Here is a 16,673-nt window from a genome sequence, read left to right as displayed (position 1 = left end):
GCCCAATCGTGACGATCGAAATCCGCCAGATGGTAATCAAGTCGAGTATCGATCGCGGTGGCGCCGATAGTGCCGGCGAGCCGGCGCTGGCGGATGACGATCACGACGGCGGCGGCAATAGCGAGGGCAACCTTGGCGGCAGCGAGGAGCGTCGGCGCTTGCGCGCGCTGTTCACGGCGGAGTCTGAGCGGATGCGGGAGCGATGAATGCCAGATAGCCTCTCCTCTGGGAAATCCCAGCTGAAAATCAGCATCTGCGATACCAGTGGCAATACGCCGACACCCAGCGGCAAATCGATTTCGCTGCTGATCAATCCGTCCGAGCTCACCTTGTCGCGCAAGACCCGGTTCGGCGGCAGCGTGCCGCTGGGCGATACCGGCAGTGGACGGAACTTTTCGCGCATGCAGCCGGGCACGCTGGATTTTTCCACCGTGTTCGACGGTACCGGCGTGGTGCCGGTGCCATCCAACCTCAATCTGCCGGCCGAAGTCGAGGATCAACTCAATGCGTTGAACGATGTCGTCTATACCTACAACGGCAAGCAGCACGAACCCAACGTGGTGCAGGTGCTGTGGGGACGGCTGGCGTTCTACGGGCGGCTGACCACCTTCAACATCGACTACACGCTGTTCCGCCCGAGCGGCGCGCCCTTGCGCGCCAAGGCGAAGATGACCTTCCAGGGTTACAAGAATCCGCAAGAGGCGGCGCTGGAGGCGAACATGTCCTCCCCCGACCTCAGCCATGCGGTGGTGGTCACGGAAGGCGATACGCTGCCGCTGCTGTGCCATCGCATTTATGGCGACAGCCGTTATTACGTCGACGTGGCCCGCTTCAATGGCCTGCATGCGTTTCGCGCGCTAAGGCCCGGCCTGACGCTGCGTTTTCCGCCGCTGGGTTGAGCCATGGCCGAGTCTCCCAACGCCGATAGCAACGGTGCGATCCGCGTAACCATCAGCGCAGGCGGCCAGACGCTCGCCACCTTGCCGATCGTATCGATCACGGTACGCCGCGCGGTCAACCGCATTCCCTGGGCGGAGATCGTGCTGGCCGATGGCGATATGCCCACCGGCGACTTCGAGCTGAGCGACGCGGCCACCTTTGCGCCAGGCGCCGCGTTGAGCGTCAGCGCCGGCTACGGCAGCGACGAAGCGCCCTTGTTCAGCGGCATCGTGGTGCGCCATAGCGTGAAGATCGACAGCGAGAACAATTCGCGCCTGGTGATCGAATGCCGCGACCAGGCGGCCAAGATGACGATCGGTCGCAACAACGCCAACTACCTGCAATCCAAGGACAGCGACATCATCGCCACCTTGATCGGCAATCACGGCTTGTCGGCCGACGTGAGCAGCACGGCCACGCCCTACGACGAACTGGTGCAGTTCTATTGCAGCGACTGGGATTTCATGCTGGCGCGCGCCGACGCCAATGGCCTGCTGGTCAATGTCGATGCGGGCACGGTGAAGGTCAAGGCGCCGAACACGTCCGCTTCCGCGGTGCTGTCGGTGACCTGGGGCAACGACCTGATCGCGTTCGAGGCGGATATCGACGCGCGCAGCCAGTACACCGCGGTGCAGGCGGTTGCCTGGGATCCCAAGCAGCAGTCGGTGATGCAGGGCAATGCGGCCAGTCCGGTCACCCTCAACCAGCAGGGCAATCTCAGCGGAGCGACGCTGGCGCAGGTCGCCAGCCCGGCGACCTATACCTTGCAGAGCGGTGCGACCCAGCCGATGGCCACCTTGACCGATTGGGCCAAGGCCGCGCAGCAGAAATCCGCATTGGCCCGTATTCGCGGGCAAATGAGTTTTCGCGGCAGCGCCGCCGCCGTGCCCGACAGCCTGATCGAGGTCAACGGGGTCGGGGCGCGGTTCAAGGGTTCGGTCTACGTGTCGGCGGTCGAGCATGACATCAGCAGCGGCAACTGGACCACGCACGTCGAGTTCGGCCTGCGGGCGGACTGGCACATGGAGCGCGAAGACGTGGTGGCGCCGCTCAATGGCGGCTTGCTGCCGGGCGTGAACGGCTTGCAGATCGGCGTCGTGATGAAACTCGATGGCGATCCGGAAGGTGAACAACGCATCCAGGTCAACGTGCCGGTGCTGCAAGCGCAGACGCAGGGCGTATGGGCGCGCCTGTTGCAGTTCTACGCATCCAGCGCGTTTGGCGCGTTCTTCCTGCCGGAAGTCGGCGATGAAGTGCTGCTCGGCTACTTGAACGACGATCCCAGCCATCCGGTGGTGCTGGGCTCGCTATACAGCAGCTCGCGCAAGCCGCCGTACACGATCGAGGCACAAAACAACACCAAGGCGATCGTCACGCGCTGCCTGCACAAGATCGAGTTCAACGAACAGGACAAGATCATCACCGTGATCACCCCGGGCAACAATCAAGTGGTGCTCGACGACAAGAACCAGGCGATCACCGTGCAGGACCAGCACAACAACAGCGTCAAGCTGTCCAGCGCCGGCATTGCCTTGACCAGCCAGTCCGACATCAAGCTCACCGCGCAGGGCAACGTGACGATCACCGCGAACGCGGCGATCAATATCAATGCCACCGCCGATCTGAAAGCAACCGGCATGAATGTCACCTGCGAAGCGCAGGTGGGGTTCGCCGGCAAGGGTTCGGCCAGCGCCGAGCTGTCCGCCGCCGGACAGACCACGGTGAAGGGTGCGATGGTCATGATCAACTAAAGCGCCGAGAGACCCGATGCCGCCCGCCGCCCGCCTGACCGACATGCACACTTGCCCGATGGTGACACCAGGACTGCCGCCGGTGCCGCACGTGGGCGGCCCGATTGTCGCGCCCTGCGTGCCGACCGTGCTGATCGCCAAATTGCCGGCGGCGGTAGTGGGCAGTCTTGCTACCTGCGTCGGCCCGCCCGATTCCATCGTGAAAGGGTCGGCCACGGTGATGATCGGCGGCATGCCGGCCGCCCGCATCGGCGATACCACCGCGCATGGCGGCAGCATCGTGATGGGTTGTCCTACTGTCATCGTCGGGGGTTGAGCATGGCCGATTTCCTTGGACGAGGATGGAGTTTCCCGCCGCGCTTCGACCCGCGCACCAAAGAAGCGGTGATGGTGGCCGACAGCGAGGATATCGCCGAAAGCCTGCGCATCCTGCTGTCCACCCATCCGGGCGAGCGGGTGATGCTGCCGAACTACGGTTGCGGTATCCGGCGCATGGTGTTCGAGGAGGCCAGCGAACAGACCGTGACCGAAATCAAGGAGATGATCCGCAAGGCGATCCTGTTCTACGAGCCGCGCATCAGCTTGAACAGCATGGATGCGCAGCTGGCCGATGCGATGAGCGGCCGGCTGGAAATCCTGATCGACTACACCATCCGCACCACCAACACGCGGCATAACCTGGTTTATCCGTTTTATTTGCACCAGGCCACCAATCCGGTGCGGGCCTGACTGGCATGAACGCCGGCACGCAACAGGACCAACGCCTCGCCGACGCGCTTTGTCCCGGCTACATCGTGCCGGACGAGTTCACGCTGGCCGAGCGCATTCGCCTCACGCTCGGTTACGCCGCGCAGCTGCGTTTCGCCAGTGGTGACGGCGCCGATGCCGGTTGCTGGGACGATGCGCTGCTGCGCGACGAAAGCGTACTGCTGGCGGATATCGCCTCGTTTCCGCTGGCCAGTGCGCAGGAAGGCTTCGCCGCAGCGTGGCCGTGGGCCGATGAGCGGCATCTATGGTGGCGCGTGCGTCAATTGCTGTTGCGTTTCGACCAGTGGTGCCAATGGCTGGCCAGGCACGACACGCCGGTGGCAGCGCAGGTGTTGCAGGCGATGATGGCGGCGATCGGCAGCAACCTGCGTGACCTGATGCAGGAAGCGGTGCGCTGTTTCGGGCTCGATCCGGTCGAAGCTAGGCGGCTGCATCCGGCGTGGCGCCTGGACATGCAAGCCACGGGACCGGCCCCTGCCATGGAAAACGCCGTGCAGCGCATGCCATTGCTGCGCCGGCTGTGGGGAGCCTTGTGCGTCACCATTGCGCGCCTGCGTCCGCTGGCGCAGGCGCAGCTGCCGGCAAGCCTCGCCAGCGGCCAGCACGAACCGGCGATGGGATTGCTGCTCGCTGCGCTGCAGCTGTACCAGGACACGCGCACGGTGGTGAATCGTTTTCCCGAACGGCTTACCAACTTCTACTATCTCGATCTGCTGCGCATGCAGCCGCGGCGTCCGGCGCACGAGCGGGTGTATTTGCGTTTCGAGCGCGACCCGCGCTATGTCGCGCCGGTACAGATAGCGCGCGATGCGCGCTTCGTGGGCGGCAAGGACAGCCATGGGCAGGCGATCGAATTCGCCGCCGAGCAGGCGCTGGAAGTCACCGACAACCAGGTCGCCGCGCTTTACAGCCTGCGGCTCGAACGCGATGCGCTGATCTCGCCCGAACGCGAATTCGGCTATGCCACGCGGGTGATGTCGCAGGCCATTCCTTTGCTGCCGCCGGACGCCGCCTATGCGGAGGAGCCGGCCTGGTGGCCGCTGCTCGGCGGGCAGGCCAAGGGCTCGGCGGCCCATGCGGAGCACGCGACGCTGGGTTTCGCGCTCGCCTCGCCGATGCTCGCGTTGAAGGAGGGTGATCGCCGAGTGCGCGTGTTGCTGCGCCTGTCGCATCCGGCCAACGACGACGATACCTTGGCCACGCTGCTGCGCTGCACGAGCAAGCAGCGCGACGAGGCATGGCTGGGCCGGGTATTCGCGCGACTCGACCTTGCCGAAGCAAGGCATCATCCCAGCCGCGGGCCGACGCGCAAGGTCAGCGCTGAACAGCTCGCCGCCTCGGCGTGGACGCGCACGCCGCGCACGGAAGGCGATGTGCGCCTGTGCTACCAGGTATCTTGTTGCCTTGCCGCCGATGATAACCAGTCGTTCCGCGACAGCCTGGGACGGCTGTTCGCCGTATGGCTGATCGCCGGCAACGAAGCGCTGGATCCGCTCGATGTCGATGCGCTGCGCAAGCATGCCGCGGCTTTGCCGGGTTACGGCCCCAAGGCCGTCGAGATCGACGACCCGCTGATCCTGATTTATCCGCACGAGCACGACGACAGCCATGCCGCCGGCCACGGATTGCCGGATCGTGGACTGATCTTCGAGCGTGTGTTCCGCGGCGTGTGGCAGGCCGAGTTCAGCGTAGCGGGTGGCTGGCTGGTGCCCGGCGACGTGCTCGCGCGGCGACGCGACAGCGATGCTTTCGGCTGGGGCGGCTGCATTGAACTGTCGATGCACCTGGGGCTGGAACGACCGCCGGTAGTGCCATGCAAACCGGCCCTGCATGGGCCGGCCTGGCCGGCGCAACCGGTGCTGCGGCTGACCCTGCAAAATCGCACGCGGCTGTATGCCTACAGCCTGTTGCAGCAAGTGATCCTGCACGACATCGTGCTGTCGGTGGACGTTACTGGCGTGCGCGACATCGTGCTGTACAACCAGCTCGGCCGGCTCGACGCAGGCAAGCCATTCCAGCCGTTCGGTCCGCTGCCGGCACTGGGTGCCTACTGTTTGTTCGGTAATGAAGAACTCGCCGGCAAACCCTTGCGCGCATTGCGCCTGAATGTGCGCTGGGGCCAGTTGCCGGGCGAGGAGGGCGGATTTGCCGCGCGCTATCACGGCTATCCCGGCGAATGGTCGGCGGCCGGCTTCCAGGTGCGGCCGGAAATATTGCGCGACGGCCAATGGCGCGGCGGTAGCGGCGGCAGCCTCGGGCTGTTTCACGGCGAACGCCACCTGCGCGATACGACCAGCCTGGTGCTGCCAGAGACCGATCTTGCGCTTTATCACCGGCCACAGTCGCGGGGGCAGGAGCCGTTCGTCTACGGCACCGCCACGCGCAACGGTTTTTTCCGGCTGGAACTGTCCGCACCGAACGCGGCCTTCGGCCATGCCCTGTACCCGCGCCTGCTGTCCGATGCGCTGACCACCAACGCGCGCCTGAAGCGCGCGCAACTGACCGTGCCGCTGCCACAGGAACCGTACACGCCGACGGTGGAGCAAATCTCGATCGACTACGTTGCCAGCCAGCGGATCTCGCTCAAGCAAAGCGCGGAATCGTCCCCGGCGGGCCAGTTGTTCCATCTGCATCCATTCGGCTATGACACGCCGCGCGCGCGACCGGGCATGGACGGGGTGCCGCTGCTGCCGCGCTATTTCTACGATGGCAACCTGCACATAGGTTTGTCCGGCTCGGACCCGTGCGGCGCCTTGAGCCTGTATTTCCACCTGCGTCCGGAGAGCGCCGCGGAATGCTGGCAGGCGGCGCTGCCGCAACCGGCGTGGGCGGTATGGGGCGAAAACGGGTGGCGTGCGCTCGAAACCGATCGCCTGCTGTCAGATGGCACCCTGGGTTTTCTGCGCAACGGTATCGTCGTGCTCGATCTGCCGGCCGGCATGACGCGCGATTGTCCGCAGTTGCCGGGCGGCTGGTATTGGCTGCGCCTGAGCGCCGATGGCGTGCTGGAACGGCTGGCCGGTTTGTATGGCGTGTACACGCAGGCGGTCACGGCGCGTCGGGTGCATCCGCGCAGCGTGGACGAGACGAGTACGCCGCTGCCGCCCGCCACCGTTCGCACGCCCTTGCATGCCATCGGCGGGTTGCGCGCGATCCAGCAGATCGGTCCGTCGTTCGGGCTGAGCCAGCCGGAGGCGGCCGGCATGTTGCGTGTGCGCAGCGCCGAGCGGCTGCGCCACAAGGATCGCGCCAGCACGCCCTGGGATTACGAGCGTTTGCTGCTCGATGCCTTTCCGGCCGTGTTCAAGGTGAAGTGCTTCGTCAACGGCGAGGCACCCGCCACGGCGATCGCCGGCGCGCCCGGCGGCGTGCTGGTGGTCGTCGTGCCGGCGCCGCGCCAGGGCGTGCTGTTCCACAGCACCGAGGCGCCGCGCTTCGATGCGGCCGTGCTCGAACAGATGGCCGCCCATGTGCGCGAGCGCAGTGCGCCAGGCATCCAGATCGTGGTGCGCAACGCGGTCTACGAACGCATCCAGGTGCGCTGCGCGCTGCGCCTGGCGCGTGGCGTGCATCCGGGCGCGGCGATCATCCGCATCAACCAGGCCATTGTCGAATTCTTGTCACCGTGGCACGCGGACGGCTGCCGCGCCATTTTCAATTGGGACGTGCGCGCCGAAGCGATCGAAGCGCGCCTGCGCGAACTCGCTGAAGTCGACGTGGTTTGCGCGATGTCGCTGCTGCATATCGTGCGCACCGACAGCAACACCTATCAATTGCTGGACACCGCGCGGACCGGCGACGGCGTGCCGGTGCGGCAGGTACGCCCGGTGCAGCCGTGGAGCCTGCCGCTGCCGACGCCACGGCACCTGATCGAACTGATCGGCGTGCCGTCGACCGGCGCGCAGCCAACCGGCGTGGGCAAGCTTGAAATCGGCGGCACCTTCATCGTGGGTGGCGTGCCGGCAGCGCCGGGACAGGGCGCGCCATGACCATCCGCAACCGCGAATCGCTGCGCAGCTACTTCAGCGACGGCGCGCTGCCGACGCAGGAACATTTCGCCGACCTGATCGACTCGATGCTCAACATGAGCGACGAGGGCTTTCGCAAGTCGGTCGAACGCGGCTTCGAAATTTCCGCGGCGGCGGGTTACGAGGCGTTGTTGAGTTTCTTCCGCGACCAGGATCCGGATCTGCCGCTATGGTCGCTCGGCTTTGGCGGAACCCAGGGGCAGCTGCTGCTCCGCGCCAACCGCGACCAGCCCCAGGATGGCCAGGCGGACACCGCGCCAGCCCTGTTGTGCCTGGATCCGGCCGGCCGCATCGGCATCCGCAATGCCCAGCCGGAGGCCGCGCTCGATATCGATGGCGTGGTGCGTAGCAAGGGACGGCGCGGCAGTTACGCACGAACCAACCCGATACCGCTGCCGGCCAATGGCCAGTGGCACGACCTTACCGACGATCTGAACGGCTGCCAGGCCTTCGAGGTGACTGCCGGCGCCGGTCACCAGGGCAAGGGCCGTTTCGCATTGATGCACGCGGTCGCGCTCAATACCTATAACCCCACGTTGGGAATCCTGAATTTTCTCAATCGCAAGCGCGGCATTCGCAGCACGGATGCGTTCTATGCGCGCCGCTGCGATCGCCTGCAATTGCGCTGGTGGGGCAGCAGCGGTCGCAATGCCACGTACCGGCTGCAAATCCGCAGCGGCTGCGATTACGGTCGCGGCATCACGATCACCGCGCATGTCACGCAGCTGTGGTTCGACCCGAACATGGAACAGAAACAGCCATGAACGCGCGGATCGAAGCGGGCATGCGTGTGCCGGTGGCTGCCGGCGTGGCCGATCCGTTCCTCGGTCCGCCCACGCCGGTGCCGGTGCTGATCGAACGGCATCGCGGCGACGATCCGTTCGCCTACGACGCCTTGCGCGCACAGGCGCTGGCGTCGCTGCAGGCGCTCAGTGGCGAGCCGTGGACCGACTACAACCATCATGACCCCGGCGTCACCCTGCTCGATGCGTTGTGCTTTGCGCTCACCGAGGATCTGTTCGGCGCGCAGCAACCATTGCTCGACCTGCTTACCGCACCGGACGGCCGTATCCATTACCGTCGCCTGGGCCTGCATGCCGCCGAGGAAATCCTGCCCAGCCGTGCCTGCACCAGCATGGATTACATGCGCTGGCTGCTCGACCGCGTACCCGGCGCACTACAGGCGCATGCGCAAATGCCGGCCAGCAACGGCTTGTGGCGCATGAGCATGGAAGTGACCACGGACCAGGCAGGTGGCGCCACGGCCGCCGCTGCGCGCGCCTACTGGGCGCAGCGTAATCTCGGCGAGGACCTGGAGGATTTGCCAAGCGTGTTGCAGCCGCGCTGGTGCACGCTGCAACTCAATCTGAATATCGACGGCGTGCGTGCGCCGGAAGACATCCTCGCCGAACTGGTGGCACGTTGTGCCGATCACATCGATGCGGCGCCGCGTCGCCAATCGCTGATGGCGCGCATCAACGCGCAGGCGGGCGATCCATCGCTGGCCGAGCTGCTGGACGGCCCGCGTCTGCAACAGGGCTGGATCGATACCGCCAGCCTGGAGCGCGATCTGGACAGCCGGGTTTATTTCGGCGACCTGGCGCGCATAGCGCTGGCCGTCGACGGCGTGTCCGAAGTCAGCGCCATCAGCCTCAAGGTCGACGGCATGGACGGTTCCGGCGGCTCCTTGCCGCGTCGCGGCGACGGCTGGGTGCTGCGCCTGCGCTGGCCGGACCATCACGAGGCGATGCAGGATTGGCAGATCAAGCGACGTGGCAATCCGATCGCAATAGCCGAAGACGCATTGCTGCAGCGCCTGGATGATTTGCGCCGTAACACCGGCGGGCGCGCGGCCGCCGACAGTTCGCCCGAGATGGCCGGTTCGCCGCTGCTGCGTCCGCAGGGCCAATACCTGCCGCCGGATGGGTACGTGTCGCTGTACCGGCAATTGCCGCGCATCTATCGCGAGCGCTTCGATCTGGCGGCCAATGCCACCGATGCCGCGGACGCATCGCAATTGCGCGCCTATCTGGCGCTGCTGGAGCAGTGGCTGGCGCATGGCGGCGCGCAGACGCATTACCTGCGCGAGCTGTATACGGTCAGCCCCAGGCTGCGTTCCAGTTATGCCTGGCAGGTGCTCGGTGACGAGCACATTCCGGGGCTAGGCGCGCTGTACACAACCGATCGCGAACACGTGCGCGAAACCGTATTCGCTCCGGCCGATGCCACGCTCGAGCGGCGGGGCCGCGTGCTCGACCATCTGCTGGCCCTGCACGGCGAGGGCTGCTGGCAAGGCAGCATCCGCCCATTCGGCTGGTATTTCGGCGCGGAGGCGTGGACGCTGCACTTGTTCGAACAGAAGCGGCTGATGCTTGGGCGCATTGCCAAGCTGACGCGCGATCGTTACGGCGCGATCGACTATAGCCGCCGCTCCCTCGGCCGGCGCGGCAACAGTCCGGCCTTGCAACAGCGGGTGAGCTTGCTGCTGGCCTTCAAGTATCACCACAGCCGATTGCTGATGGCTCCCATGCGCGAGGCCCATATCGGCATCGTGGCCGAGCATGCCGCGCCGCCCGCCAGCGACCAGCTCACCGCCGCGGCACAGCCGCCGACGCTATGGAGCCCGCGTCGCCGCCGCGTGGTCGACAGCATGGGGCCGGGCCTCGCCAGCGCCGCGCGCACGCTGGCCCTGCATTTTTCCGCCCTGGACCTGCGTGCGCTGTCGCCGGCGCTGTTGCGCAGCGCGGTGCATGCGGAACGCTACCGGCACATCGATGCCGAATCGGTATGGCTCGGTGGCGATGACAAGCAGGCCTGCTGGCGGCTGCGTTTGCGTTCACGGCGCGTTTCGGCCGAGGCGGCGGCGATCTGCCTGCACGAATTCGCCTGCCGGCTGCAACTCGAATGCGAAGGCATGCATGTGCTCGAGCACGTATTGTTGCGTCCGCTTGCCGGCAGCGATCCGGACATTCCCGACGATTTCTACCAGCATCGCTTGACCGCGGTGTTCCCGGCATGGACCGCGCGCGGACACGATGCATCATTCCGCCGCGTGGCCAACGAGACGCTGGCGCTCAACGCGCCCGCGCACCTTCGCTTGCAGACCTTATGGCTGGATGCCGCGGCGATGTTGCGCTTCGAGCGCAGCTACCAGGCATGGCTGGAGGCCAAGCAGGCCCATTGCGCGGCGTTACTTGCACCCGATGGCGATCAAGCGGCGGCGACGCGACGGCTGGACGACTGGACTCGCTTGCTGCGCTGGCTGCTGTGGCGGCACCTCGCCGCCGCCGATGCTGCGGGGAACACGGCATGAGCCGCCATGTGATCGAAACTCTGCAGTGGACCTGCCATGGCAGCGACCGCCAGCCAGGCCTGGCGCAGCAGGACATGAGCGATTTCCTGCAAGGCCCCGGCGCGCAGGTGCTGGAAACCGTGTTCGACCGGCTGTCGGCGCGCGAGGAAGTCTGGCGCATCGATCAACTGGAGATCGATCTTGGCAACGTGCCGGCCCGGACCGACGCCGATGGCTGGGCGCGGCGGCTGGAGCTGGCACTGGATACCGCGCTGCAACGATGGCGGCAGGGGCACGCCGCGCTGCCTGTGCACCACCCGGCCAAACACACCGTCAGCCGCACGGAAGACCGCGAACTCGAGCATTTCCTGTACTACCTCGAACACGGCCGCATGCATTGGTCGATGCCGCCGCGCGCCAGCGGCGGCATGGCCGACTGGCTGGCAAGTTTGACCAGGCAGGCCGGACCGCGCCTGTGGCCGGCGCTGCTGCGCCTGCCGCATGCCGATCGCACCTTGCAGCGATTGAGTTACATATCGCCATGCCACGGCTTGCAGGATTTGCTGGCGCTGCGTCATGGCGAACTCGCGCATGCCTTGGCGCACCTTGACGACACAGTGCTGGAGCCGCTGCGCGCACAAGGGCGATTGAGCGCGTACCAGCTGGCGCAGGTGTGCCAGGCCTGGCGCGTGGCCGGTTTGCAGGCGCTGTGGGGGCAGGGCAGCAGCGCCCTGGGCGTGGCGCGCGTGCAACGGTTGCTCGCCGCGTTAGGCGGCAGTTTGCTGGCGCAGTTGGGCGAAAGCGGCGCAGCGCGGCTCGGCGCGTGGCTGGATACCGCTTCTCCGGCGTGGGCCACCACCGGCTTGCGACGCAGTTTGTTGCTGGGCGTGCAAGCGCGCCTGCTCATCGCAACGCCAGACCTGCGCCAGCACGATTCGCAAACATCGCGCAGGCACGCCGATGGCAAGGGCGCATCCGGCGATGCTGCCAGCGACGTAGTGCTCACCGCAGCCTGGCACGAATCCCTGCGGCAATTCGCACTCGTGCACCAGTCTGATCCGAACGTGCGCGCGGCAGGATTGGGCCTGTCGGACCTGCAAATGTATCTGCTCGATTACAGCCTGGCCTATCTCAGCGAAGCCGCGCGGGTGCCGCAGGACCATGTCGCCTGGCAACAGGTATGGAACAGCGCGCTGCTTGCCTTGGCGGATGCGCCTATGGAAGACACCGCCCATCTCCTGGAACAACCGGCGCTATCGCCATCCGCCCGCGAGCTGGCCGTGGCGGACGAACGGCCGACGATCCGTCTTGCCAGCAACAGCAACGGCACCGTGTCGCCTGCTGACGATCATCCGGACAACGAAGCGATCTACATCGCCAACGCCGGGCTCGTGCTGCTGGCCAACTACGCGCCACGCCTGTTCGGCATGCTCGGCCTGTTGCGGGACGGCGCATTCGTGGATGAGGCCGCACGCCATCGCGCCGTGCACTGCCTGGTTTACCTGAGCGACGGGCACACCGATACCGAAGAGCATGAGTGGGTGCTCAACAAGCTGCTGTGCGGCGTGCCGATCGATGCACCGGTGCCGCCCGCCAAGTCACTCGATGCGATCGCGCCCACTCTCGACAGCCTGCTGTCGGCGGTGATCGAACACTGGAAGGCGCTGGGCAGTACCTCGCCGGCAGGGTTGCGCCAGACCTTCTTGCGCCGGATCGGCCGGCTGGTCGAGCACGATAGTTACGAGGACGGGCACTGGCGCCTGAAAGTACAGCCCGGACCGTTTGACTTGCTGCTGGACCGGCTGCCGTGGAGTTACGGCACGATCAAGCTGCCGTGGATGACGGGGGCGATCCATGTCGATTGGCGTTGACGATCGTTACGCGCTGCATGCCGCGGCCCTGAGCCAGGAACTCGACTGGCTGGATGCCGTGCTCAATCTGCGCCTGGAGCAGCATTTCCAGCAACATCCCGCCGGCTTCGATGCAGCGCCACCGCCGCCCGCGCTGCCATCGGGCAGCGCGCTGGCCGAACTGGTCGGCGAACTGGGCCTGGCGCCGGCCGAGCGGGCCGTGCTGGCATTGGCATTGGCGCCGCACTTGCGGCCCGGCGTGCTCGATCTGTTGTTTGTGCGCAACCAGAATCTCGATCGCGGTTTCACCGAATTCGGCGGTTGGAAGGCACAACGTCATGGCGGCTTCCTGCCCACCGGCGAAACGGCGGCCTTTCTGGTCGCCGGTGAAAACCTGGCCGCACGCATTGCGCTGCTCGAGCTGTTCGATGCGCAGCATCCTTTCAACGCGCGCGACATCCTGCGCCTCGATTGCGAGGCCGCCGGCAACGAGCCGCAACTCAGCGGTGCGCTAAATGTGGGCGCCGAAATATTGCAACGCCTGCAAACCGGCGTATGGCACAAGCCCGACTACAACATTCAGTTTCCGGCCAAGCGCATCGCCACCGACCTGGATTGGTCCGACCTGGTCCTGACGCCCGACGTCATGGACGAGCTGATGGTGATCCAGACCTGGATGCGGCAAGGAGCCGACCTGATGCATGAGTGGGGCCTGGCTCGTGCCGTCAAGCCCGGCTATCGCAGCTTGTTCTATGGGCCGCCCGGCACCGGCAAAACGCTGACCGCAACGCTGCTTGGACAATCGGCCGGGGTGGATGTCTATCGCATCGACCTGTCGATGGTGGTGTCCAAATACATCGGCGAAACCGAAAAAAACCTGGCGCGGGTGTTCGACCAGGCGCAAAGCCGGCGCTGGGTGCTGTTCTTCGATGAAGCCGATGCGTTGTTCGGCAAGCGCGCCGCCGTGCAGAGCAGCAACGATCGCCATGCCAACCAGGAAATCGCCTACCTGCTGCAACGGGTGGAAGATTTTCCCGGCGTGGTGATCCTGGCCAGCAACCTGCGCGGCAATATCGACGAAGCATTCTCGCGCCGGTTCCAGTCGATGGTGTATTTCCCGATGCCGGATGCCGAACAGCGCCTGCGGCTCTGGCGCGGCTTGCTGCCGCAGGCCGCGCGCATGGCGCCTGATGTCGACCTGGAAGCGATTGCCGAACAGCACGTGTTGTCGGGTGGCGCGATCGTGAATGTGCTGCGCTTCGCGGTGTTGCAGGCCGCGCGTAGCGGCGCCACGCAGATCGGCGCCGCGCATCTGCGCACGGCATTGGCCAAGGAGCTGGGCAAGGAAGGGAGGACGGTCGGATGAGGCTTTTCGCGCACGCACGCGCTGTCTTGCGGGATGCCGCCGCGCGTTGGTGCGGCGTGATGCTGTTGCTGCTGGCCTGCATGCCGGGAGCGGCCAAGGCGGTGTCATGCGCCAACGTGCAACCCTTGCAGCTTGGCAACAGCGTGGTGATCTTGCCGCCCGGTACGGTCGGCCAACCGTACCAGTACACCTTGCACGCTACCGGTGGCGTGCCGCCATATACCTACCACGCCGGCAGCTTGCCGCCGGGCGTCACGATCAGTCCTGGTGGCGTGCTGTCCGGCACGCCCAGTTCGCTGCCGCTGATCGCCGTATTCGTGGCCGGCGTGCGCGATCGACATGGCTGCATCGCACAGCAAACCTACAAGCTGGCGATCGTGGCGCCGTGGCAACCCTCGCCAGCCCCCGTGCCAAAGCCGGCGCCTGCGCCAAAACCACCACGGCCGCCGGCACCCGCGCCGAAACCGCTGCCGCCCACGCCGCTGGCCACGCTGCCGCTGGCCGACACGCTGGCCGCGCCGTTCTCGCCGCAATCGGCGATGGATACCTACCTGCTCAGCGATGCGATATTCAAGGACAAGGACGTGCTTGCCGCGCTCAAGCAAATGTCCGCCAACGCGGCTTCTGCGGGAGGCATGGCGCCGGCGGACGATCCGGACGATACCGGCAAGGACGCCGCGGCCGGCCAGGATGACGCCGCCGATGATGGCTCATCCGGCGATGCCACGTCGAAGCCTGCTGCGTCGAAGGACGACGCATCGAATGGTCTCGCCAAGGACGATTCATCCGGCGCTGCTGCCAGGCAGCCAGCAGATGCCGCGATCGAAGCCGATGCCCAGGCGCAATTCCAGCGCATGTTGCAGCCGCTGATCGGGGTGGAATATCCAGGCCAGGAATTATTTGCCGCCGCACTCGACACGCGCTTGTGCCAATTCTCGAAAGACCTGATCGTCGCCGCGGCGAATGCGCAAGGACGACCGGCGCCTTTATTCAAGGACAGCGATTGCCCGCCGGACTGGGCCAAGCTGGCCACGCAGGATGACTATGTGCCGCACGATCCGCTGCCATGGCAACAAGTGCCGCAATGGCTGATGACCCCCGCGCTGCGCAGCCTGCTGATCGACAAGGCCAGACAGTCCCACCCGCTGCTCAATCCACCGGCGCCGGAATGGACCGGCAAGGGCTGCGGCTGCGTGCGCCAGCTCAGCGGCGAGATCTACGGCTTCTATCCGTATTGGCACAACCAGGACAAGCCGTTGCCGCTGGATTTCAGCCTGCTCTCGCGCATCAGCGTGTTCGCGCTATGGTTCAAGGACAGCGGCGACCTGGTCGAGCCGGCATGGACGACCTTGCAGGACACCGATTTCATCCGCACCGCGCATCGCCATCGCACGGCACTGGATTACACGCTTTACCACAACGATTGGGGTTTCCTGAAAGACGCCACCGATGACGATATCAAGAGTGTGTCCGAACGATTGGCGGTGCAGGCGGCGAACTTCATCGACACGCCGCTTACCGATCTCGCCTCGCGCAGCCATGCCTGGGTACCCGGGTTTGCCAACATCGAGCGTTATGGCGGCGGACTGACGCTTTACCTGGACCAGATGCCGGCGGCCAACGATCCGCTGCGGCCGGCATTCCAGCGTTATCTCGACCGCCAGGTCCGGGAGCTGATTGCCGAGCTGCGCCGGCGCAATCGTCCATACGTACTTAATATCGTGCTGCGCGATGCGGACCTGACCGGTGCAAATGGCATCTGGCAAGTCAATGCGATGACCGAATACTTGCGCCAGGCCGAGTCGGTCGATCCGCGTGGCGGCAGCGTTGCCAGCCAGAATGCCCGCGCGCGCAGCAGTACCAACCTGACGCTGCGCTATCTCGTGCTGCTTGACCAGCCCACCGAGCACAGCATGCGCGAAGTGCTGTCGACCATCGACCGCGACAAGAACATCGATGAAGAAGCGTGCCGGATATTGCTGCGCCGGGTGATCCCGATCGTTTCCACCGGCGCCCTGACCGAACCGGAACTTACCGAAGACCTGGCTTACGCCTCCGATAACTTTGGCGGTGCCGGCTTCTGGAGCGCGCCAAGCCTGGAACAGCCGGCAGGGCGAACGACTGCCGCACGCATCCGCGGCAGCTTCCTGCAACGGGTGCCACGGGCGGAACAACTGAATGCGTGGACCTGCGAATACCGCTGGCCGCTGCGCATGGCGGCCGAAGCCCTGCTGCTGGTGTGGCTGATCGCGTTCATGGTGTACCAGTCCAGTTGCCGCATCCGGCAGATCGGCCTGCCTTACCAGTTGGGCTTGCTGCTGGGCGCCATCGCGTTTCTGATCGTGGGCGCCCTGTTGCTGGCCGGCGATCCCGCGCTGGCGCAGGTCCGCCAGGGCAATGCCCTGCTGGGATTGTTGCTGGTGGCGCTGATCGCCACGGTTGCTTATCACATGCTCAAACCAAGGGTGGAGAGACCATGAAGATGCATAAGGCGGCACAAGCCAGGCCAGCATCCGGGCCGGCGGCGGAACCGGGCGAGGGGATCGGCGCCGTGCAAAGGAAAGTCGCGAATACGCCAAGGCAGACCGGGGAGGCGACGCATATTGCGCAGCTCAAAGGCGATGCCAAGCCGAAGGGAAAGATGCCGCCGCCGAAGAAAGGCAAAGGCAAATAAGGCGA

General features: G+C 65.7%; 12 protein-coding genes. All 12 read left to right on the top strand.

Features of this window, described 5'->3' with window-relative positions; translation table 11 throughout:
• The first annotated feature begins 8 nt into the window (after positions 1–8).
• From ISP15_RS00155 to ISP15_RS00100, 12 genes are read left to right on the top strand one after another with little or no spacing between them, the layout of a single operon-like run.
• The gene (locus ISP15_RS00155) at positions 9–206 is read left to right on the top strand and encodes a hypothetical protein (RefSeq protein ID WP_404543711.1); all 198 of its coding nucleotides are present in this window, start codon (positions 9–11) and stop codon (positions 204–206) included.
• On the top strand, positions 207–899 hold the full coding sequence (locus ISP15_RS00150) for a CIS tube protein (RefSeq protein ID WP_404543709.1): 693 nt from the start codon (positions 207–209) through the stop codon (positions 897–899).
• Positions 900–902: 3 nt separating this feature from the next.
• The gene (gene vgrG / locus ISP15_RS00145) at positions 903–2,690 is read left to right on the top strand and encodes a type VI secretion system tip protein VgrG (protein ID WP_404543707.1); all 1,788 of its coding nucleotides are present in this window, start codon (positions 903–905) and stop codon (positions 2,688–2,690) included.
• 16 nt (positions 2,691–2,706) lie between these two features.
• Complete coding sequence (locus tag ISP15_RS00140; protein WP_404543705.1) at positions 2,707–3,006, top strand: PAAR domain-containing protein; 300 nt, start codon at positions 2,707–2,709, stop codon at positions 3,004–3,006.
• Positions 3,007–3,008: 2 nt separating this feature from the next.
• The gene (locus tag ISP15_RS00135) at positions 3,009–3,419 is read left to right on the top strand and encodes a GPW/gp25 family protein (RefSeq protein WP_404543703.1); all 411 of its coding nucleotides are present in this window, start codon (positions 3,009–3,011) and stop codon (positions 3,417–3,419) included.
• A 5-nt stretch (positions 3,420–3,424) separates the two neighbouring features.
• Positions 3,425–7,447, top strand: coding sequence for a baseplate J/gp47 family protein (locus ISP15_RS00130; RefSeq protein ID WP_404543701.1), 4,023 nt, complete (start codon positions 3,425–3,427; stop codon positions 7,445–7,447).
• Complete coding sequence (locus ISP15_RS00125) at positions 7,444–8,250, top strand: hypothetical protein (protein WP_404543698.1); 807 nt, start codon at positions 7,444–7,446, stop codon at positions 8,248–8,250. Before ISP15_RS00130 ends, ISP15_RS00125 begins: the two co-directional genes overlap by 4 nt.
• A complete protein-coding gene (locus ISP15_RS00120; RefSeq protein WP_404543696.1) occupies positions 8,247–10,799 on the top strand; it encodes a hypothetical protein in 2,553 nt (850 codons plus the stop codon). The genes ISP15_RS00125 and ISP15_RS00120 overlap by 4 nt, the downstream gene beginning before the upstream one ends.
• Positions 10,796–12,649: a contractile injection system tape measure protein gene (locus tag ISP15_RS00115; RefSeq protein WP_404543694.1), complete on the top strand. Its 1,854-nt coding sequence runs from the start codon at positions 10,796–10,798 to the stop codon at positions 12,647–12,649. The genes ISP15_RS00120 and ISP15_RS00115 overlap by 4 nt, the downstream gene beginning before the upstream one ends.
• Positions 12,633–13,994: an ATP-binding protein gene (locus tag ISP15_RS00110; protein WP_404543692.1), complete on the top strand. Its 1,362-nt coding sequence runs from the start codon at positions 12,633–12,635 to the stop codon at positions 13,992–13,994. The genes ISP15_RS00115 and ISP15_RS00110 overlap by 17 nt, the downstream gene beginning before the upstream one ends.
• A complete protein-coding gene (locus tag ISP15_RS00105; RefSeq protein ID WP_404543689.1) occupies positions 13,991–16,474 on the top strand; it encodes an Ig domain-containing protein in 2,484 nt (827 codons plus the stop codon). The genes ISP15_RS00110 and ISP15_RS00105 overlap by 4 nt, the downstream gene beginning before the upstream one ends.
• Entirely contained in the window at positions 16,471–16,668 is a 198-nt protein-coding gene (locus tag ISP15_RS00100) for a hypothetical protein (protein ID WP_404543687.1), read from the top strand. Before ISP15_RS00105 ends, ISP15_RS00100 begins: the two co-directional genes overlap by 4 nt.
• The last annotated feature ends 5 nt before the right edge of the window (positions 16,669–16,673 follow it).

This window comes from Dyella jejuensis, from assembly GCF_044904675.1.
Classification (GTDB): Bacteria; Pseudomonadota; Gammaproteobacteria; order Xanthomonadales; family Rhodanobacteraceae; genus Dyella_B; species Dyella_B jejuensis.
Note: the sequence above shows the minus strand (reverse complement) of the source record. Positions and strands in the feature narration are given on the sequence as shown.